We start from the raw sequence: 21,323 nt of genomic DNA on the forward strand, positions 1-21,323 counted from the left end.
CAGGGCAAGCCCCGGATCCCGCGCAAGGATCCGGGGTCAGCCGATGCAGCGGGCCAGCGCACAGAAGGCTTCAAGGCCGATTTCCTCGGCCCTCGCGGTGGGTGGAATGCCCACCGCTTCCAGTTTCGCCTCGATCCCCGGTCCCAGCGCCTTGAGACTGGAGCGCAACATCTTGCGGCGCTGGTTGAAGGCCATGGCGGTAATGCGCTGCAACACCGCGAAATCGCAGGGAAAACGTGGGGCGGGCAGGGCGGTCAGCTGCACCACGGCGGAATGGACCTTGGGCGCAGGCGTGAAGGCTTCGGGCGGCAGCGTCATCACGATCCGCGCATCACAGCGCCATTGGGCCAGCAGCGCCAGCCGCCCGTAATGCCCGGTGCGCGGCCTGGCAACGATCCGCTCCGCGACCTCCTTCTGGAACATCAGCGTCAGCGAGGACCAGATCGGCGGCCAGGCGGGGGGCGAAAGCCAGCGGATCAGCAGTTCCGTCCCGACATTGTAGGGCAGGTTGGCCACGATCTTGACCGGAGGCGCCAGATGCGCGGCCAGATCCAGCTCCAGCGCATCGCCATGCAGCACCTCCAGCCGCCCCGGATAGGCCGCCGCGATCTCCTCCAGCGCGGGCAGGGCGCGGGCGTCCTTCTCCACCGCCACCACCCGGCGCGCGCCCTCGGCCAGGAGGCCCCGGGTCAGGCCGCCGGGGCCGGGGCCGACCTCCAGCACGTCGCAGCCCGTCAGGTCCCCCGCCGACCGGGCGATCTTGGCGGTCAGGTTGAGGTCCAGCAGGAAGTTCTGCCCAAGCTGCTTCTTCGCCACCAGCTCATGCGCCCGGATCACCTCGCGCAGGGGTGGCAGGCCGTCGATCGTTCCCATCTGTCCTGCCCCGGTCCTTCCTTTTGGCCGAAATACTCCACGGGGGTCCGGGGGTGTGAAACCCCCGGTCCGACGCCTAAATCCCGCGCGCCGCCGCCATCTCTCGCGCCATCCGCAGTGCCGCGATCAGGCTGGAGGGGTCCGCCACCCCGCGCCCGGCGATGTCGAAGGCGGTGCCATGATCCGGCGAGGTTCGGACGAAGGGCAGGCCCAGCGTGACGTTCACCCCGCCCGCGAAGTCGATGGTCTTGATCGGGATCAGCGCCTGGTCGTGATAGGCGCAGACCGCCACGTCGTAGCCCGCCCGCGCGGCGGCATGGAACATCGTGTCGGCGGGCAGGGGGCCGCGGATGGCCATGCCCTCGACGGCAAGCCGCGCCACCAGCGGGGCCATCCAGTCCAGCTCCTCCCGCCCCATCGCGCCGCCTTCGCCGGCATGGGGGTTCAGCCCGGCCACCGCGATCCGCGGCCGGGCAAGGCCGAAGTCCCGGACCAGGCCCGCGCCGGTGATCCGGATCGTCTCCTCCAGCAGCGCGGGGGTCAGGCTGCGCGGCACCTCGGCCAGCGGGATGTGGATCGTCGCCGGGACCACGCGCAGGCCGGGACAGGCCAGCATCATCACCACCCGTTCCACTCCCGCCAGATGGGCCAGGAATTCGGTATGGCCGGGGAAGGCGAAGCCCGCACCGTCCTTCAGCGCCTTCTTGTGGATCGGCGCGGTGCAGATCGCCCCGGCCTTGCCCGCCTGCACCAGCCGCACCGCGCGTTCGATCGCCGCGACCACAGCCCTGGCGTTGGCCGGGTCCGGTTGGCCGGGCGGCGCAGCGGCGGGAAAATCGTGGCGCAGGACGGCGAGCGGGCCGTCAGCAGGAGCCTCGCCCTCCCTCAACTCGCGCCAGTCCGTACCGGCGGGCAGGTGGCGGGGGTCGCCAAGCCAGAGGAACCTCTCGCCTCGGGCCCAGGCCTTCGCGGCGATCTCCGGGCCGATGCCGGAGGGATCGCCGCAGGTCAGGACGGTGGGCGCGCTCACGGTTCGCGGATGAAGGCGGCGGCGCGCAGTTCTTCCAGATAGCCCTCGGCCAGGCCTTCCAGCTTCTGGTTCGTCACCGCCTCGCGGACCCGGTCGCGGCTGATCGGTTCCTCGCGGGTGACCTCGCGGCTGCACAGCATGATCAGGCGGCGATAGCCATTCCGGGCCAGCGCGACCGAGCTTTCGCCGGGATCGAGGCGGGCAAGCTCCAGCCCGACATCGCCCGGAACCTCGCTGGCGGGCTCTTTGGTGATCGTCAGCCGGTCCGCCGGCAGGCCCTTGGCAAGGGCGTTCAGGTCGTTGCACTCGTCCGAATTGGCGCGGATGCGGGCCACTTCCTCGGCGCTGTCCGGGATCAGGAAATCCGCCCATTCCACGGTGACGGCGACCGGCTCGGCGCTCTGGTCGACCGCGACCTCGCGCAGCTGGAACAGCACCACCGCGCCGGGGACCGCGACCGGGTCCGAAACCTCGCCCGGACCAAGCGCCAGCACCGCCGCGCCGATCGCGCCGGGCAGGTTGGCGAGCGGCATCCAGTCCAGCCGCCCACCGTTCGCCGCCGTGGGCGAGGCGGAGTGTTGCCGCGCGGCAGCCGCGAAGGCGCCCTCGCCGGTGATCGTGTCCGAAAGCCGGTTCGCCAGCGCCATCGCGTCGGCCTCGCTGCCCGGCTGGGCGGGGATCACCAGTTCCGAGACCAGGACCCGCAGCGCCTTGCGCCGGGTCTCGGTCTCGAGTGCGCGGTCGATGTCGTTCTCGCTGACCGGGACACGGCCGGCAAAGCGGGCGCGCACCGCCTTGCGCCAGAGCAGGCCCGAGCTCACGAAGTCGCGGAAGGTCTCGGCCGAGAGGCCGGCCTTGGCCAGTTCGCCGACCAGCGCCTCGGCGGTCAGGTTGGCGCGCGAGGCGAATTCCTCCATCCCCTGGCGGACTTCCTCCTCGGAGACGGTCAGGTCCAGACGCTCGGCCTCGGTCTGGCGCAGACGATCCTCGATCAGGGCCTTCAGCGCCTCGTCCTCGGGATTGCCGGGGGCGCGCAGGAGTTGCAGGAACATGGCCCGCTGCGAGATCTCGTATTCGGTGATCACGCGGTCGTTTACATAAAGCCGGGGCGCGAAAAGGTCTTGCGCCAGAGCGGGGCCAGCCAGGGCCACCGTGCAGGCAAGCGCCACCGCCTGCCGTTTCAGAACCGAAAATGCCATCGCCTCAGCCGTTCTTCCTGTTCCCTCGCGGGTCTCTGCCCGCCGCCCTGCCGTTCCGGTCACTTCCGGCACGTCCGCGCCGGTCCCCCGGTCACGCCGCTGCCGAACCCGACCAGATCCAGCGACAGGGAGAAATCCGTCGTCGGCGACACACTAGTGGATGACGTGAAGCGACGCGAGAGGGAAACGTCGAAGCGCACGCACTCGTTCAGGAACTCCAGCCCCATGCCGGCCACGGTGCCCTGGTCGGCGACGAAGTCGTAGCGGCCGGAAAGCTTGGCGGTCCAGTTCGGGTTCAGCTTGCGGCGCGCGTCGAAGGTGATTTCCTGCGTGGGATCGGGGCGGTTCTCGGTCGTGTCGGCCACCGCCCAGATCAGCGACGAGGCAAGCGCCGTCTTCTCGCCGCTGTAGGCAACCCGCGCCTCGCCCTTGGTGAGGTCGAAGTCGTCGTCGAAGACGGTGCGCGCGGTCAGGGCGATCCCGTCGGCGAGGTCGAAGTTGACGGCCGCCAGCCAGTCCGAACGGCGCCCGTCCAGGCCCGAACCCGGACCGAACTGGCCCAGATCGGCCTCGCGGAAGACGCGGCCCAGGGTCACGCCCATCGACCAGCCTGCGGGGTCGTGCCGGGTCCAGCTGATCCCGAGGTTGGCGCGCGGCCCGCGTTCCACCGCATCCGCGCCGGGAAAGCGGTCCAGCGCGAAAAGACTGCCCTCGTCGAATTCGACCAGCACCGAATCCTCGTTCGGCAGGCTTTCCGCGTCCGAGGAGGCCCAGATGAACTGCGCCACCGGCTCGATCACATGGGTGGCACCCGAGGCACCGGCCTTGACCCAGGGCCAGCGAAACTCCACCCCGGCGTTGCCATGGGTGCGGGTGGTGCCCCCGTAGAGGTTGTCCTGCGCGATCGAGTAGCTGTCGGCCGAAGCCTCGCCCAGGATGGTGGCCTCGATCCCGAGGGGCAGGATGAAGCTTTTCCGCCAGTCGATCCGGGCCGAGATCCGGCCCAGGTCGCGGCCGTCGGCGATGTCGTCGCTGTCCGACCCGTCCAGGGGATCGGTCGAACTGCGCCAGTGGTTGTGGGTCTGCAGCCGCAGGCCGCCCTCGCCGCCCAGCGCCCCCAGCGAGAAGCGGCGATGGAAGGTCAGGTCCGCCACCAGCGAGGGGATCGTGGTGTTGTCCTCGTCGTCGCGCAGCGTCTGGAAGCTGATGATCCGGGCCGAGATATGTTCGTTCCGGCGGGTGCGGCTGGCCTCGATCCGGCTGTCGAGCCGGTCGGTGTCGCTGATGCCGTAGTCCAGAAGATAGGCCGGGTCGGTGACGGTCTGGCCCTTGATCGTCAGGCCGAAGTTCAACGGCAGGCGGAACGCGCCGTCCACGAAGAGATAGCCGCGCGGGTCGCCCGGGATCAGCTGGTCGCTGGTGATCGCGCCGTTCAGCTCGATCCAGCCGGTGGAGAAGGCCTGACGGTAGCGCAACTCCAGCGTCTGGCTGTCGCGGGCGGTGATGTAGGGCGTCAGGGTCAGGTCCGACGCGGGGTTCAGCGCGATGAAATACGGCAGCTTGATCCCGGTCCCGAGGTCCGAGGTGGTGCGGATCGACGGCATCAGGAAGCCGGTCGCGCGGTCGAGGCTGGGGTCGGGCATCCGCAGTCGGGGAATGTAGAAGACCGGCACTCCGGCCAGGCGGAACTGGGCGTTGTCGAAATAGATCTGCCGGGCGATCTCGTCATGCGTGACGCGGCGGGCGCGGATCTCCCACAGGGGCGTCGGATCGCCGGCGCAGACCTTGCAGGACGAGGCCGCCACCGTATCAAGCTGCGTATAGCGGCCGGAGACGCGGGTCATGGTATTGGCCGCCAGCTGCAGCTGCCGGTTCAGCACCAGCCGCGCGCTGGTCAGGATGCCTTCGGCCATGTCCGCGGCAAGATCGGCCTGCGAGGCCAGGATGATCACCTCGCCCGAGTCCTCGGTCAGGACGATGGGGCCGGTGATCTCCAGCCGGTCGGTCGCCTGGTCGAAGGTGATGCGCGCGGCCTTCAGGCGGCGGCCCTGGTAGAAGACCTCGACATTGCCGGAGGCGATCAGCCGGGTGTCGCCGGTGATCTGGAGGCTGTCCGAGACCAGCGTCGCCCGGTCCTGCGCGCGGGCGGGCAGGGCGATGGCCAGGGCCAGGCAGAGGGCCAGCAGGATGCGCGCCATGTCAGCCGTCCTCCAGGTGCAGAAGCAGGCCGAGCGAGAGCATCACCGCCGCGACCGGGGGGCTCCAGGCGGCGAGCGTGATCGGAATCTGGCCGCTGTCGCCCAGGGCCTGCGCGAAGTTGCGCAAGAAGAAGATGCCGAAGCCCGCCAGCATCGCCATCAGGACCATCCGGCCGGTGCCGCCGAAGCGGACATGGCGCATGGTGAAGCCGGCGGCGACCAGGACCATCGCCGCCATCAGGAGCGGCTGGGCCAGCTCCATCTGGAACCACAGCCGGTAGGACCGGGCCGAGAAGCCCGCACCCTCCAGATCGGCGATATAGCCCGGCAAGTCCCAGAAGGCGATGGCCGAGGGGGTGCCGAAACTGTCGCGGATCCGCTCGGCCGTCAGGTCCGAGGGCAGGACGACCGGCCCTTCGTCGCGGCTGGCCGCAAGCTCGGGATTGGGCTGGGTGAGGTCCCATGTCTTGGCCCCCGAAAGCTCCCAGGCGCCCTCGGTCAGCCGCGCGCTCTCGGATTCGATCCGGCGGGCGGGCAGGCCTGCCGCGTCGAACGAAAGGAAGGTCACGCCGAACAGCTGGGTTCCGTCCGGGTTGGCGCGGGCGGCCTGGATCACCGTCTGCCCGTCCTCGCCCCCCTGCCGCAGCCAGAGCCCGGAATCCGAGACCGACAGCACCGAGTCGCCGCCTCGCGACAGCGCCGCCCGGCGCTGGTCATAGGCCTTGGAGGTGGCGGCGACGAGCGGGTTGAACAGCGCCACCACCAGCGCCCCAAGCAGGATCGAGACCACCAGCGGCGTGACCAGAAAGCGCAGGCCCGAGCGCCCCGCCGCCCGCACCACCACCAGCTCGGACGACCGCGCCAGGCCCAGGAACATCGCGATCGCGGCCATGATCATGATCAGGGGCAGGATCCGGTACAGCGTCTCGGGGACGTTCAGCAGCGACAGCAGCGCCGCCTGGCCAAGCCCGACCCCGGCGTCCGAGAAGCGGCGCAACTGCTCGATCATGTCGATCAGCATCAGGATGCCGAAGAAGATCAGGAAGACCCGCCCGACCATGCCCGCGAAGCGCCGCGCGATATATAGGCTCAGCGTCATGCCGGGGCTCCCCGCCGCAACCGGCGCGGCTGCTGGCCCCACCACAGCAGCCCCCAGGCCAGCGCCATCCCGCCAAGCGGCGCCGCGTAAAGCGCCGGCCATACCGCCGCGGATTGCAGCGCAAGGCTGCCCGCCCAGGTCCAGGCGAGCTGCAGCCCGATGATCAACCCCACCGCCAGCGCCATCTGCCGCCAGAGCCCGAAGCGCGAGAACCCGCCGAGCATCAGCGCGGCAAAGCCCAGAAGCGGCGCGGCGATGGCCAGAAGCGGTCCGGCAAGGCGGGAATGGCCCTCCTCCAGCATCTCGGCCGGGGTCACGTTTACCGACTGCGCCAGCTCGGGGTCCGCCGCCAGAAGGGTCGGGGTCGAGAGCGTGTCGGTCGCGATCTTGCCCACCGCATCCAGGTTGACCAGTCCGGCAAGGTCCAGCGTGAAATCGGCGAAGCGCGTGACCGACAGCCGCCCGCTCGCCCGGTCCAGCGTCTGGGTCGCGCCTTCGACCATCACCAGCTTCGACGCCGCCTCGCCCCGGACGAGAAAGGCCTTGCGCGCGGTATGGACCACCCGCTCGCCACGCGCGCGCTCGTCCGAGAGAAACAGGTCCAGGAGTTCGCCGGTCGGGGTGATCTCGCGGATGTAGAGCGCCAGTCCCGCGCCGGGATGCATGAACTGGCCCGCGTTCAGGAAGCGGGCGGTGACGTTCTGCGAGATCTCGGCGCTGCGGTCCGAGAGCAGGCGCTGGCTGGCGGGCACCAGCACGTTGGTCAGGACCAGCTGCATCGCCATGACGCAGAATCCGAAATAGAGCACCGGCCGCGCCAGCCGGAAGGCGGAAAAGCCGGTGGCCTGCATCACCACAAGCTCGCTTTCCTGCATCAGCCGGTTGACGGCATAGACCGTCGCGGCAAAGGCCGCCACCGGCAGCACCAGGCGCACGGCATTGGGCAGGGTCAGAAGCGAGAACTCGAGGAACACCAGCGCCGACTGGCCATCGCCGATCAGCTGGTCGAACAGGCCCACCGCCCGGTTGACCCAGTAGACGGCCACCAGAACCAGCGCGAAGAAGCCGAACAGCTGAAGCAGCTGCGACAGCAGGTATCTGTCGAATCTGGACACGCGTCCGCCGGCCCCCACAAGATCTTGCGATGACCCTAACGGAATTCGCGGACGGCGAAAACTGCTATCTGGCCAATCGCCCGGCCCGGATGTAGCGTCCCGGCGAAGGCTTGCCCAGTGCGGCAAACCACCCGAGAACGCGAGAGAACGATGCCCCAGCCCCTGCCGATCCAGTTTCTTGCCGCCGATCTTGACGCCCTGGCCACCACGTCCGGCCGCATCGCCGTGCTGGCCGAACCCGGCCAGCCGCCCTCGGCCGCCTTCCGCAAGCTCGACCGGCTGACGCGCGGGGCGCTGGCGCGGGCCGCCGCCTCCGATGCCTTCGGCAAGCTGAAGCCGGGCGAGGCGATGGAACTGGCCTGGCCCGCGGGCCTGCAGGCCGAGGCGGTGCAGATCCTGCGCCTGCCGAAGCGCGCCGATGTGGCTCAGGCCCGCAAGGCGGGTGCGACGGTCGGGCGGTCGCATGGCGCGTCCCCGACGCTGGTCCTGGCCGAAGGCCATTCCCGTGCGGCCGAGATCGCCTTCGGTCTCGCGCTGCGGGCCTATGATTTCGACACCCACAAGACCGGCGAGAAGAAGGCGAGGGGCGCGGTGACCGTCGCCGTCGCCAACCCCGAAGCCGTGGCCCGCGCCGCCGCGCCGATGGCGGCGGTGGCCGAGGGCGTGTTCTTTACCCGCGACCTGGTGAATGAACCGGCGAACGTGCTGACCACCTCAGACTTCGCCGCCCGCCTGGCCGGGATGCAGGAGCTTGGCCTGCAGGTCGAGATCCTGGAGGAGGAGGAGCTGCGCCGCCTGGGCATGGGCGCGCTGCTCGGCGTGGGGCAGGGGTCGGAAAGCCCCTCGAAGGTCGTGGTGATGCAGTGGCAGGGCGGCGGGGACGAGGCCCCCTTCGCGCTGATCGGCAAGGGCGTGGTCTTCGACACCGGCGGCATCTCGATCAAGCCCGCCGCCGGGATGGAGGACATGACCATGGACATGGGCGGCGCGGGCACCGTAGCCGGGGTCATGCGGACGCTGGCGCTGCGCAAGGCCAGGGCCAATGTCGTGGGGCTGGTCGGTCTGGTCGAGAACATGCCCGACGGCCGCGCCCAGCGCCCCGGCGACGTGGTGAAGTCGATGAAGGGCGACACGATCGAGGTCATCAACACCGACGCCGAGGGGCGGCTGGTGCTGGCCGATGTGCTCTGGTACGCACAGGACCGCTTCAAGCCGACCGGCATGATCAACCTCGCCACGCTGACCGGCGCGATCATCATCGCGCTGGGGCATGAGAACACCGGCGTCTTCTCCAACGACGACGCCCTCTGCAACGCCTTCCTCGCCGCCGCCAAGGCGGAGGGCGAGGGCGCCTGGCGGATGCCGATGGGCGAGGCCTATGACCAGAAGCTGAAGTCCCGCGTGGCCGACATGATGAACGTCGGCGGCCGCGACGGCGGCGCGATCACCGCCGCGCAGTTCCTGGCCCGCTTCGTCAAGCCGGAGGTCCCCTGGTGCCACCTCGACATCGCGGGGACCGCGCTTCTGAAGGCGGACACCACCCTGGCGCCGAAAGGGGCGACCGGCTGGGGCGTCATGGCGCTGGACCGGCTGATCCGCGACAGGTTCGAGAAGTGATGCTCCTCCCTCGCTTCGCGTCGGTCCTCGCGGGCGGGCGCAACCGGCGAAGAGCGGTCAAAGACAAGCGATGAGCGGACCCGGAAGGCCACGGACATGGGCACGGTGATGTTCTACCATCTGACCCGTTCGACCCCCGCCGATACCCTGGCGGTGAACGCGGCCAGGGCGCTCGGGCAGGGTTGGCGGGTGATGGTGCGCGGTACCGACCGCGAGGCGCTCGACCGGCTGGACGCCGCGCTCTGGCTGAAGGGGGGCGACGGCAGCTTCCTGCCGCACGGGCTGGAGGGCGGGCCGCAGGATGCCGACCAGCCGGTGCTTCTGGGGCTCGGCCCGCCGGTGAACGGGGCGCGGGTGCTGGCGCTGGTCGACGGGGCGGAAGCAACCGACGCCGAGATCGCGGCGATGGAGCGGGTCTGGATCCTGTTCGACGGCAACGACCAGCTCCGGCTGCAGGCCGCGCGGCAGCAATGGCGCGCGGTCACCGGCGCCGGTCATGCCGCGCAATACTGGTCCGAGGACTCGGGGCGCTGGGAGAAGAAATCCGAAAGCCCGGCCCGCCCGTCCTGACCGGCCGCCTTCTTCTTTGACAGCAGGAGCCGCCGGTGGCACCACGGCCAAAGCGGTTTGAATTCCCGCCCCCGCCCGCCCCCCCGTTGAAAGTGACCATATCTTGACCAAAGCCCTGCTTGACCCCCGCCCGGCGCAGCCTAGCCTTGGCGGGCCGGACAAGACCGTGAGCCAAGCGTGACCCCGAACCTTCTGCAGGCCGATGTCCTGCGCCATCTGACCTTCACCCAGGGCAAGGACGCCCCCCATGCCAGCCTGCAGGACTGGCGGCTGGCGCTCAGCCATGCGATCCGCGACCGCATCGTGGTCCCCTGGTTCGCCGCGACCCGGCGCACCTGGGCCGACGACCGCAAGCGCGTCTGCTATCTGTCGATGGAATACCTGATCGGCCGGGTGCTCGAGGATGCGATGATCAACCTCGGCCTCTACGACGTCGCGGTCGAGGCGATGGCGGGGCTCGGGCTCGACCTGCGCGCGCTGATCGACGACGAGCCCGACGCGGCGCTGGGGAACGGCGGGCTGGGGCGGCTTGCCGCCTGTTTCATGGAATCGATGGCGACGCTGGGCTGCCCGGCCTATGGCTATGGCATCCGCTACGAGAACGGCCTCTTCCGCCAGCATTTCGAGCATGGCCGCCAGGTCGAGACCGCCGAGGACTGGCTGGCCCATGTCGATCCCTGGGAATTCACCCGCCCGGAAAGCGCCTATACCGTGGGCTTCAAGGGCCAGGTCGAGATCCGCGACGGCCGCGAGGTCTGGTTTCCCGAGGAAACGGTGACGGCCGAGGCGCATGACACCCCGGTCGTCGGCTGGCAGGGGAAATGGGCCAATACGCTGCGGCTCTGGGCGGCGAAGGGGACGGCGGATTTCGACCTCGCGCGGTTCAACCGGGGCGACTATGCCGCCGCAGCCGAGCCCGAGACCCTGGCCCGCACGCTGAGCCGGGTGCTTTATCCCGACGACACCACGCATCAGGGCAAGGAGTTGCGCCTGAAGCAGGAATTCTTCCTGACCTCGGCCGCGCTGCAGGACATCCTGCGCCGCTACCTTGCCAATCACGGCGACCTCGGCGCCCTGCCGGCCCATGTCGCAATCCAGATGAACGACACCCATCCCGCGATCGCGGGGCCAGAGCTGATCCGGCTTCTGTCGGATGTCCACGGCCTGCCCTTCGACAGGGCACTGGAGATCGCGCGGGGGTGCCTCGGCTTCACCAACCACACGCTCCTGCCCGAGGCGCTGGAGAAATGGACGATGTCCACCTTCGGCACGATCCTGCCGCGCCATCTGCAGATCGTCGAGCGGATCGACAGCTGGCACCGCCGCAACTGGCCGGGCCGGCCGCATTATCTGGGCATCCTGAAGCACGGCGAGGTGCGGATGGGCGAGCTCGCCTTCATCATGAGCCACAAGGTCAATGGCGTCTCGGCGCTGCATTCGCAGTTGGTCAAGACCACGCTCTTTCCCGAACTGGATGCGATGCATCCGGGCCGGATCGTCAACCAGACCAACGGCGTGACGCCCCGGCGCTGGCTGCGGATGGCGAACCGCCCGCTTGCCGGGCTGATCACCCGCACCCTCGGCGAGGGCTGGGAGGCGGACCTCGACCGCCTGCGCGGGCTGGAGCCGCATGTCGAGGACGCGGGTTTCCGCGCCGACTTTGCCGCGGCCAAGCACGAGAACAAGGTCGCGCTGGCGAACTGGATCGGGCGCGAGACCGGCCTGGCGCTGGACCCGCACGCGATCTTCGACGTCCAGATCAAGCGCATCCACGAATACAAGCGCCAGCTTCTGAACATCCTGCAGACCGTCGCCCACTGGCACGCGATCCGCGCCAACCCCGAGGCCGGCTGGGTCCCGCGCGTGAAGATCTTCGGCGGCAAGGCGGCTCCCGGATATGCGGTCGCCAAGGAAATCATCCGCCTGATCAATGACGTGGCCGAGGTCCTTAACGCGGATCCGGTGACGAACGGGCTGCTGCGGGTGATCTACCCGCCGAACTACAACGTCACCATGGCCGAGAGGCTGATTCCCGCCGCCGACCTTTCGGAACAGATCTCGACCGCGGGGAAAGAGGCCTCGGGCACCGGCAACATGAAGTTCATGATGAACGGCGCGGTGACCATCGGCACGCTGGACGGCGCGAATGTCGAGATCCTGCACGAGGTCGGGGCCGGGAACTTCTTCCTGTTCGGCCTGACCGCCGACGAGGTCGCCCGCCGGCGCGAGGATCCCGAACATGCCCGCAAGGCGATCCAGGCGAGCCAGCCCTTGCTGGACGTGCTGCAGATGATCGCCGAGGGCCGCTTCTCTCCCGCCGAGCCGGAGCGGTACCATGGGCTGGTCCACCGCGTCTGGCACCACGACTATTTCCTCGTCGCCTCGGATTTCGCGGCCTATCACGCGATGCAGGCCGAGGTGGATCGCGCCTATGCCGATCCGGCGCGCTGGTGGAAGATGGCGGCATTGAACACGGCCCGCAGCGGTTTCTTCTCCTCGGACCGAACGATCCGTGGCTACATGGACGAGATCTGGCAGACGACATCCGCGCTCTGAGGCGCTTGCAGGAGGGGGGCATGGCCGGAACGACACTGGAGCGGGGCGCAGCCGAGGCGATCGCCGGAGGACGGCACGGCGATCCCTTCGCGGTGCTCGGGCCGCACAAGGTGGCGAAGGGCTGGGAGGTCCGAGCCTTCGTGCCGGGGGCGGAGCGGCTCTGGCTCCTGACCGGACATTCAACCGCCGAGGCCGCGCCCTATCCCGGCGTTCCGGGGCTTTTCACCCAGCCGATGCCCTGGCGGGACAGCTACAGGTTCCGCGCGGAAGGCCATGGCAACACATGGGAATTCGACGATCCCTATCGCTTCGGCCCGGTGCTGGGCGAGATGGACGAACATTTCCTGGGCGAAGGCACGCACCGCCGCCTCTGGCAGGCGCTCGGCGCGCATCCGATGACGCATGAGGGCGCGGCCGGCGTCCATTTCGCGGTCTGGGCCCCGAATGCGGAACGGGTCTCGGTGGTGGGCGACTTCAACCTCTGGGACGGGCGCCGCAATCCGATGCGCCGGCGGGGTGCGACGGGGGTGTGGGAGATCTTCCTGCCCGGCCTGCACCAGGGCACGGTCTACAAGTACGAGATCCGGGGGCAGGACGGGACGGTCTTGCCGCTCAAGGCCGATCCGGTTGGCTTCGGCTCTGAACATCCGCCCGCAAATGCAAGCGTCGTAAGGGAAATCCGGGGCGATTGGCAGGACGCGGACTGGATGGCTGCGCGGGCCGCGAGACAGGCCATCGACGCGCCGATCTCGGTCTATGAGGTGCATCTCGGGTCATGGCGGCGCGCGCCCGGCAACCGGATGCTGAGCTATCTGGAACTGGCCGGGCAGCTGGTGGACTACGCCGCCGACATGGGCTTCACCCATATCGAATGCCTGCCGATCAGCGAATATCCGTTCGACGGGTCCTGGGGTTACCAGCCGGTCGGCCTCTTCGCCCCCACGATCCGCCACGGCACGCCCGAGGAGCTTCGCGCCTTCGTCGATGCCGCCCACCGCCGCGGGCTGGGGGTCATCCTCGACTGGGTGCCCGCGCATTTTCCGACCGATGCGCATGGTCTTGGCCGCTTCGACGGCAGCGCGCTTTACGAACACGAGGACCCGCGCGAGGGGTTCCATCAGGACTGGAACACCCTGATCTACAATTACGGCCGGGTGGAGGTGAAGAACTACCTGGTCTCCAACGCCCTCTACTGGCTGGAGGAATATCACATCGACGGCCTTCGCGTGGATGCCGTCGCCTCGATGCTCTACCGCGACTACAGCCGCGAGCCGGGCGAATGGGTCCCGAACCGGGATGGCGGGCGCGAGAATTACGAGGCGATCGAGGTCCTGCGGCAGATGAACGCCACCGCCTATGGCGAATGTCCCGGCATCATGACCGTGGCCGAGGAATCCACCGCATTTCCCGGCGTCTCGCGGCCGGTGGACTGGGGCGGCCTCGGCTTCGGGTTCAAGTGGAACATGGGCTGGATGAACGACACGCTCGGCTACATGCAGAAGGACCCGCTCTATCGCCGCTACCACCATGGCCAGATGACCTTCGGCCTGGTCTATGCCTGGTCGGAAAACTACATCCTGCCGATCAGCCATGACGAGGTGGTGCATGGCAAGGGATCCATGCTGGCCAAGATGCCGGGCACACCTTGGGAAAAATTCGCCAACCTGCGCGCCTTTTATGGTTTCATGTGGGCGCATCCGGGCAAGAAGCTTCTGTTCATGGGCCAGGAATTCGCGCAAGGGGCCGAGTGGAACCACCAGCACAGCCTGGACTGGCACCAGCTTGCCCTGGCCGAGCATCGCGGCGTGCAGGCGCTGGTGCGCGACCTGAACCGGCTCTACCGCGAGATCCCGGCGCTGCATGTGAACGACTGCCGGCCCGAGGGCTTCGACTGGCTCGAAGGCCATGATGCCGAGGCCGGGGTCTTCGCCTGGGTCCGGCGGGGCCGGGCAGGGGACAGGCCGGTGGTCGCCGTGGTCAACATGACGCCGGTCCAGCGCAGCTACCGGCTGGGCCTGCCCGAACCGGGCCACTGGCGCGAGATCCTGAACACCGATGCCGCGGCCTATGGCGGCGGCAACCGCGGCAACCTTGGCGGAATCGACACCGAGCGGGTGCCATGGCACGGCCGGACCCAGTCGGCCCAGCTGGTGCTGCCGCCGCTGTCCGCGATCTATCTGCAGCAGGATTGACGATTGCCGGGCAAGCCGCCCGAGGGGAGGACGAGAATGCACCCAAGACCGAACCAGCGCCTTTCATCCCAGGCCATGGCCTTCGTCCTGGCCGGGGGGCGTGGCAGCCGCCTGAAGGAGTTGACCGACCGGCGCGCGAAACCGGCGGTCTATTTCGGCGGCAAGACCCGGATCATCGACTTCGCGCTGTCGAACGCGCTGAACTCGGGCATCCGCAAGATGGCGATCGCGACGCAGTACAAGGCCCATTCCCTCATCCGCCATGTCCAGCGCGGCTGGGGCTTCTTCCGGGCCGAGCGGAACGAATACCTGGACATCCTCCCCGCCTCGCAGCGGATGGACGAGGTCAACTGGTACCGCGGCACCGCCGATGCCGTGGCGCAGAACATCGACATCATCGACAGCTACGGGGTGAAATACGTCGTCATCCTGGCCGGCGACCACATCTACAAGATGGATTACGAGGTGATGCTGCGCCAGCATGTCGAGGCCGGGGCGGATGTGACCATCGGCTGCCTGACCGTGCCGCGCGCCGAGGCCACGGCCTTCGGGGTGATGCATGTCGACAAGGCGATGCGGATCACCGATTTCCTGGAAAAGCCGAAGGACCCGCCCGCGATTCCCGGCGACCCCGACCATTCGCTCGCCAGCATGGGGATCTACGTCTTCGACTGGGCCTTCCTGCGCGACCTGTTGCGGCGGGACATGGGGGACGACGATTCCAGCCACGATTTCGGCTTCGACCTGATCCCCCGCATCGTGCGGGAGGGAAAGGCCGTCGCGCACCGCTTTGCCGACAGCTGCGTGACCTCGGGCCTCGAGACCGAGCCCTACTGGCGCGACGTCGGCACGATCGACGCCTTCTGGCAGGCGAATATCGACCTGACCGACTTCGTGCCGAAGCTGGACATCTACGACCGGAGCTGGCCGATCTGGACCTATGCCGAGATCGTGCCGCCGGCGAAGTTCATCCATGACGAGGACGGCAGGCGCGGGATGGCAGTCTCGTCGCTGGTCGCGGGCGACTGCATCGTCTCGGGGTCCGAGGTGCGCAATTCGCTGCTGTTCACCGGGGTCCGGACGCACAGCTTCTCCAGCCTCGAACATGTGGTGGCGCTGCCGCAGGTCACCGTCAACCGCAAGGCTCAGTTGAAGAATTGCGTCATCGACCGGGGCGTGACGATCCCCGAGGGGCTGGTCATCGGCGAGGATCCGGCAGAGGATGCGAGGTGGTTCCGCCGCTCGGACGGGGGGATCGTGCTGATCACGCAGGACATGCTTGACGCCAGGGCGCGGGCATTGTCCTGACGGCGCGCGGGGTGGACGGCGCCGGGGGACTTCGCGCCCCCCGGACCCCCTGCGGGATGTTTGGGCCAGGATGAAACGGGGGCTGGTGAATGGGCGGGCGGGTGCTTTCGGTGGCGTCGGAATGTGTGCCGCTGGTCAAGACCGGCGGGCTGGCCGATGTGGTGGGCGCGCTGCCGGAGGCGCTTGCGGCCAAAGGCTGGGAGATGCGGGTGCTCCTGCCCGCCTATCGCAGCCTGCGGGCAGAGGCCGAGGGCTGGCCGGTGGTCTGGGAGGAGGGCGATCTCTGGGGCGGGCAGGGACGGGTCCTCGCCGGCGAGGTGGGGGGGAAGTCGGTCCTCCTCCTCGATGCGCCGCATCTTTATGACCGCGAGGGCGGGCCCTATGCCGGGCCGCAGGGCGAGTTTCCCGACAATGCGATCCGCTTCGCCGCGCTGAGCTGGATCGCCGCCCGCATCGCGCGCGAGGGGCTGGCGGGCTGGAAGCCCGACATGCTGCACGCCCATGACTGGCAGGCGGGGCTGGCCCCGGCCTATCTCGCCTACTACGGCGCGGGTGGAGTGAAGTCGGTCATGACCATCCACAACATCGCCTTCCAGGGCTGGGCGCCGGGCCACATGCTGGGGATCCTGCGCCTGCCCGCCCATGCCTTCCACCCCGAGGCGCTGGAATACTACGGCGGCATCTCCAGCCTGAAGGCCGGGCTGATGACCGCCGACTGGATCACCACCGTCTCGCCCAGCTATGCGGCCGAGTTGATGCGGCCCGAGTTCGGCATGGGGCTGGAAGGGGTGATGGCGGCGCGCGGGCGGGTGGTCTCGGGCATCCTGAACGGGGTGGACACGACGATCTGGAACCCCGCGCGCGAGGAGCCGGGCTTCGGCCCGAAGACCATGGCCGGCAAGGCCGCCGCCCGCGCGCGGCTGTGCCAGGAATTCGGGCTGGAGGTTCCCGGCCCGCTGGCCATCGTCATCAGCCGGCTGACCGACCAGAAGGGCATCGACCTTCTTCCCGCGGTGATCCCCGATTTCATACTCGGCGGCGGCGGGCTGATCGTCCTCGGCTCGGGCGAGCCGGGGATGGAGGCGGCGATGCGCAACCTTGCCGCGCGCTTTCCCGGACGGGTCGCCGTCCGCATCGGCTATGACGAGGCGCTGAGCCACCGCCTGTTCTCGGGCGCCGACGCCGTCCTCGTCCCCAGCCGGTTCGAGCCCTGCGGCCTGACCCAGATGTATGGCCTGCGCTATGGCACGCTGCCGGTGGTTTCGCTGGTGGGGGGGCTGGCGGATACGGTGATCGGGGCCAGCCCGGCGACGCTGGCGGCCGGGGCGGCGACGGGGGTGACCTTCCACCCGGTCGATGCCATGGCCTTCGGCCAGGCGCTGGAGCGGCTGCAGGCGCTGTACCGCCAGCCGAAGCTCTGGGCGAAGCTGCGCGCCAATGCCATGGCGCATCCCGTCGGCTGGGAGGCGAGCGCGGCCGCCTATGCCGGGCTTTACGAAAGGCTGGCCGGGTGACGCCGCAGACCGCCCCGCCGCCCGCCTGGCTGTCCGGCCATGCGCTCGGCCCCGGTCGCCCTTGGCCGATGGGGGCCAGCCTCACCGGCGACGGGGTGAACTTCGCGGTCTTTTCCGCCAATGCCGAGCGGATCGAGCTTTGCCTCTTTACCCATGACGGCCGCAAGGAGCTGTGCCGCCTGCCGATCGTCGAGCGGGAAGGGGACATCTGGCACATCCATGTCGGCGGGCTGACCCCCGGCGCGGTCTATGGCTTTCGCGCCCATGGCCCCTATGCGCCGGAACAGGGCCACCGCTTCAACCCGCACAAGCTGCTGCTGGACCCTTACGCCCGCGCGCTGGAAGGGCGGCTGAAATGGTCCGACGCGCTGATGGGCTACCGGATCGGCAGCCCGCGCGGCGACCTCAGCTATGACAGCCGCGACAGCGCCTTCGCCGTGCCGAAGGCGGTGGTGGTGGACCCGTCCTTCAGCTGGGGCAACGACCAGCCCCCGCGCATCCCGCGCACCGATACGGTGATCTACGAGGCGCATGTCAAGTCGATGACCGAGCTGCACCCGGGCGTCGACAGGGGCCTGCGCGGCACCTATCTGGGCCTCGCCTCCGATCCGGTGATCGAGCATCTGCACCGCCTCGGCGTCACCGCGATCGAGCTGCTGCCGGTCCATGCCTTCGTCGACGACCGCTTCCTGGTCGCGCGGGGCCTTCGCAACCACTGGGGCTACAACACCCTGGGATTCTTCGCCCCCGAGCCCCGCTACATGTCGAAAGGCGCGCTGTGGGAGTTCCAGACCATGGTCCGCCGCTTTCACGCCGCGGGGATCGAGGTGATCCTGGATGTCGTCTACAACCACAGCGCCGAGGGCGACGAATGGGGGCCGACGCTCTCGTTCCGGGGCCTCGACAACGCGAGCTACTACCGGCTTGGCGACGGCGGGCGGCATTATGTCAACGACACCGGCACCGGCAACACGCTGAACCTGACCCATCCCATGGTCCTGCGCATGGTGATGGATTCCTTGCGCTACTGGGTCGAGGAGGTCCATGTCGACGGCTTCCGCTTCGATCTCGCCACCGTCCTGGGGCGCGAGGCGCAGGGTTTCGACCCGAACGGCGGCTTCTTCGACGCGATCCGGCAGGACCCGGTCCTTTCCCGGGTCAAGCTGATCGCCGAGCCCTGGGACATCGGTCCGGGCGGCTATCAGCTGGGGGCCTATCCGCATCCGTTCCACGAATGGAACGACCGCTTCCGCGACGGGGTGCGCCGCTTCTGGAAGGGGGATGCCGGCCTCACGCCTGACCTCTCGGCCCGGATCCTCGGCAGCGCCGAGCGTTTCGACCATTCCGGCCGCGCCGCCTCGTCCTCGGTCAATTTCGTGACCAGCCATGACGGCTTCACGCTCGAGGATCTGGTCAGCTACACGGTCCGGCGCAATTTCGCCAATGGCGAGGAGAACCGCGACGGCCACCACGAGAGCCATTCGGACAACCTCGGCGTCGAGGGACCGACGAAGGATCCCAGGGTGCTGGCCGCCCGCGCCCTGCGCAAGCGCAACCTCTTGGCCACGCTGATGTTTTCGCAAGGGGTGCCGATGCTCCTGGCGGGCGACGAGATCGGCCACAGCCAGGGCGGCAACAACAACGCCTACGCCCAGGACAACGAGACCAGCTGGCTCGACTGGGCCCGCGCCGACCAGGCGCTGACGGATTTCGTCGCCCGCCTTGTCGCCCTGCGCCGCGCCCTGCCGATCCTGCGCCAGCGCCGCTTCCTGCATGCCCGCAAGCGCCAGTGCGACGGCCTGCCGGATGTGATCTGGCACCACCCCGATGGCCGCGCGCCGCAGTCCGGGGACTGGCACGATCCCGCCTTCCGCTGCCTCTGCGTCGAACTGCGGATGCAGGCCGAAGGGGGCGACCCGAAACCGGATGCCGTCTTCGCCGTTTTCAACACGGGGACCGCCGCCGCGCTGCGGCTGCCCCGGACCGTCCCGGCCTGGGAGCTTCTGCTCGACACCACCCGGCCGGAATTCCTGCCCGACGGCACCGCCTCGACGCTGCGCGAGGTGCCGGCCCAGTCCGTCCTGCTCTTCCGGTCGCTGACCGGCACATCGAAGGGAGACCCGCCATGAGCCAGATCACCACGGTGCCGACCGCCCCGATCCAGGGGCAGAAGCCGGGGACCAGCGGGCTGCGCAAGAAGACGGCGGTCTTCATGGGGCGGCACTATCTGGAGAATTTCGTCCAGTCTATCTTCGACGTGGTGGAGTGCCAGGGCAAGACCTTCGTCCTGGGCGGCGACGGGCGCTATTTCAACGACCGCGCGGCGCAGGTGATCCTGCGGATGGCGGCGGCGAACGGGGCGGCGCGGATGATCGTGGGGCAGGGGGCGATCCTGTCGACTCCCGCCGCCAGCCACCTGATCCGGCTGAACCGGACCGATGGCGGGATCATCATGTCGGCCTCGCACAACCCCGGCGGCCCGGACGAGGATTTCGGGGTCAAGTTCAACATGCCGAACGGCGGCCCCGCGCCCGAGGCGGTGACCGAGGCGATGTATCGCCGGACGCTGGAACTGGCCGAATACCGGGTGCTCGAGGCGCAGGACGTCGACCTCTCGCGCCCCGGCCGGCACCGGCTGGGCGGGATGGTGGTCGATGTGGTCGACCCGGTGGCCGATTACGCCGCGCTCATGGAAGGGCTGTTCGACTTCGCCGCGATCCGGGCGCTGTTCGCGGGCGGTTTCCGGATGCGGATGGATTCCATGTGCGCCGTGACCGGCCCCTATGCGGTGGAGATCATGGAGAACCGGCTGGGGGCGGCGAAGGGGACCTGCGTGAACGCGACCCCGCTGCCGGATTTCGGCGGGATGCATCCCGATCCGAACCCGACCTGGGCCCGCGCCCTGATGGAGGAGATGTTCTCCCCCGACGCCCCCGATTTCGGCGCGGCCTCGGACGGCGACGGGGACCGGAACATGGTGGTCGGGCGCGGGATCTATGTCTCGCCCTCCGACAGCCTGGCGGTGCTGGCCGCGAACGTGCATCTGGCGCCGGGCTATGCCGGGGGGCTGAAGGGGGTGGCGCGGTCGATGCCGACCTCGGCCGCCGCCGACCGGGTGGCGGCGGCGCTGGGGATCCCGGCCTATGAGACGCCGACGGGGTGGAAGTTCTTCGGCAACCTCCTTGACGCGGGGAAGGCGACGATCTGCGGCGAGGAGAGCTTCGGGACCGGCTCGGACCATGTCCGCGAGAAGGACGGACTCTGGGCGGTGCTCATGTGGTTGAACATCCTGGCCGCGCGGGGGCAGCCGGTGGCAGCGATCCTGCGCGAGCATTGGCAGCGGTTCGGCCGGAACTACTACAGCCGCCACGATTTCGAGGCGATCGAGCCCGCGCGGGCCGAGGCGCTGATGGCGGCCTTGCGCGCCTCGCTTCCCGGCCTGCCGGGGCGGGTGGTGGAGGGGCTGGAGATCGCGGAGGCCGACGACTTCGCCTATACCGACCCGGTGGACGGCAGCGTGAGCGAGCGGCAGGGGGTCCGGGTCATGTTCCGGGACGGCAGCCGAATCGTGTACCGGCTGTCCGGCACCGGGACCGAAGGCGCGACGCTGCGGGTCTATCTGGAACGCTACGCCCCCGGTCCGGAGGGGCTGGCTCTGGACCCGCAGGAGGCGCTGGCCCCGGTGATCCGGGCGGCACACGGGCTGGCGGGGATCGCGGCCCATACCGGACGGGAAAACCCGGATGTGGTGACCTGAGAAGCAGGGCTGCCACGCGTGGACAGGTTTCGAACCCCAGCAATATCAATGGCCTGGACGTCGCCATTAACGATCTGGCAAGGATCGGGATGGCCAGCGATCCCGCCCGCGCGAGGGCTGCCCTGGTGTGGTTGCGCGGTGCGCGATCCGGCGGCACTCCGCCGAGCGGAAGCGGCCGGATGGCGTTTTCCGCAGCGCTGGGGTCGATGTCGACGCGGTCATCATCGAAGAGCAGTCGAGAGATGAGACTTTCCGGCCCCGACGAAATGCACCGATTGATGTCGGATTTCGGTGC

Annotated in this window: 14 protein-coding genes; 8 read left to right on the top strand and 6 right to left on the bottom strand. The window is 69.1% G+C overall.

All coding sequences use genetic code 11. The annotated features are described in order from the left end of the window. Nucleotides 1-36: 36 nt before the first annotated feature. The 6 genes from rsmA to lptF form a co-directional block, all read right to left on the bottom strand. Nucleotides 37-873 carry a 16S rRNA (adenine(1518)-N(6)/adenine(1519)-N(6))-dimethyltransferase RsmA gene (gene rsmA / locus I7S92_RS00585; RefSeq protein ID WP_197641530.1) on the bottom strand — a complete coding sequence of 279 codons (837 nt, stop codon included), beginning with the start codon at nucleotides 871-873 and terminating at the stop codon, nucleotides 37-39. 76 nt (nucleotides 874-949) lie between these two features. Beyond that, complete coding sequence (gene pdxA, locus I7S92_RS00590; RefSeq protein WP_197641531.1) at nucleotides 950-1,903, bottom strand: 4-hydroxythreonine-4-phosphate dehydrogenase PdxA; 954 nt, start codon at nucleotides 1,901-1,903, stop codon at nucleotides 950-952. Further along, nucleotides 1,900-3,102, bottom strand: a complete 1,203-nt coding sequence (locus I7S92_RS00595; RefSeq protein WP_197641532.1) for a peptidylprolyl isomerase — start codon at nucleotides 3,100-3,102, stop codon at nucleotides 1,900-1,902. The genes pdxA and I7S92_RS00595 overlap by 4 nt, the downstream gene beginning before the upstream one ends. A 59-nt stretch (nucleotides 3,103-3,161) precedes the next feature. Beyond that, a complete protein-coding gene (locus tag I7S92_RS00600) occupies nucleotides 3,162-5,300 on the bottom strand; it encodes an LPS-assembly protein LptD (RefSeq protein WP_197641533.1) in 2,139 nt (712 codons plus the stop codon). 1 nt (nucleotide 5,301) lies between these two features. Continuing rightward, nucleotides 5,302-6,399, bottom strand: a complete 1,098-nt coding sequence (lptG, locus tag I7S92_RS00605) for an LPS export ABC transporter permease LptG (protein WP_197641534.1) — start codon at nucleotides 6,397-6,399, stop codon at nucleotides 5,302-5,304. Then, nucleotides 6,396-7,514, bottom strand: a complete 1,119-nt coding sequence (gene lptF / locus I7S92_RS00610) for an LPS export ABC transporter permease LptF (RefSeq protein ID WP_197641535.1) — start codon at nucleotides 7,512-7,514, stop codon at nucleotides 6,396-6,398. Before lptF ends, lptG begins: the two co-directional genes overlap by 4 nt. A 150-nt stretch (nucleotides 7,515-7,664) precedes the next feature. On the opposite strand from lptF, the gene I7S92_RS00615 reads away from it, so the two are divergent. The 8 genes from I7S92_RS00615 to I7S92_RS00650 all read left to right on the top strand — a co-directional run bounded on the left by I7S92_RS00615 (nucleotide 7,665) and on the right by I7S92_RS00650 (nucleotide 21,028). Then, nucleotides 7,665-9,131 carry a leucyl aminopeptidase gene (locus I7S92_RS00615; protein ID WP_197641536.1) on the top strand — a complete coding sequence of 489 codons (1,467 nt, stop codon included), beginning with the start codon at nucleotides 7,665-7,667 and terminating at the stop codon, nucleotides 9,129-9,131. A 108-nt stretch (nucleotides 9,132-9,239) separates the two neighbouring features. Beyond that, entirely contained in the window at nucleotides 9,240-9,701 is a 462-nt protein-coding gene (locus tag I7S92_RS00620; RefSeq protein ID WP_242069997.1) for a DNA polymerase III subunit chi, read from the top strand. Between the two features lie 177 nt (nucleotides 9,702-9,878). After that, a complete protein-coding gene (locus I7S92_RS00625) occupies nucleotides 9,879-12,257 on the top strand; it encodes a glycogen/starch/alpha-glucan phosphorylase (RefSeq protein ID WP_197641538.1) in 2,379 nt (792 codons plus the stop codon). A gap of 20 nt (nucleotides 12,258-12,277) precedes the next feature. Continuing rightward, nucleotides 12,278-14,449, top strand: coding sequence for a 1,4-alpha-glucan branching protein GlgB (glgB, locus tag I7S92_RS00630; RefSeq protein WP_197641539.1), 2,172 nt, complete (start codon nucleotides 12,278-12,280; stop codon nucleotides 14,447-14,449). A gap of 36 nt (nucleotides 14,450-14,485) precedes the next feature. Continuing rightward, a complete protein-coding gene (gene glgC / locus I7S92_RS00635; RefSeq protein ID WP_197641540.1) occupies nucleotides 14,486-15,757 on the top strand; it encodes a glucose-1-phosphate adenylyltransferase in 1,272 nt (423 codons plus the stop codon). A gap of 89 nt (nucleotides 15,758-15,846) precedes the next feature. Continuing rightward, on the top strand, nucleotides 15,847-17,271 hold the full coding sequence (gene glgA / locus I7S92_RS00640; protein WP_197641541.1) for a glycogen synthase GlgA: 1,425 nt from the start codon (nucleotides 15,847-15,849) through the stop codon (nucleotides 17,269-17,271). After that, nucleotides 17,268-19,400 carry a glycogen debranching protein GlgX gene (gene glgX, locus I7S92_RS00645; protein WP_354001287.1) on the top strand — a complete coding sequence of 711 codons (2,133 nt, stop codon included), beginning with the start codon at nucleotides 17,268-17,270 and terminating at the stop codon, nucleotides 19,398-19,400. The genes glgA and glgX overlap by 4 nt, the downstream gene beginning before the upstream one ends. Next, nucleotides 19,397-21,028, top strand: a complete 1,632-nt coding sequence (locus I7S92_RS00650; protein ID WP_197641542.1) for an alpha-D-glucose phosphate-specific phosphoglucomutase — start codon at nucleotides 19,397-19,399, stop codon at nucleotides 21,026-21,028. The genes glgX and I7S92_RS00650 overlap by 4 nt, the downstream gene beginning before the upstream one ends. Nucleotides 21,029-21,323 lie beyond the last annotated feature (295 nt).

This window comes from Tabrizicola soli, assembly GCF_015999335.1.
GTDB classification, from domain to species: Bacteria; Pseudomonadota; Alphaproteobacteria; order Rhodobacterales; family Rhodobacteraceae; genus Tabrizicola; species Tabrizicola soli.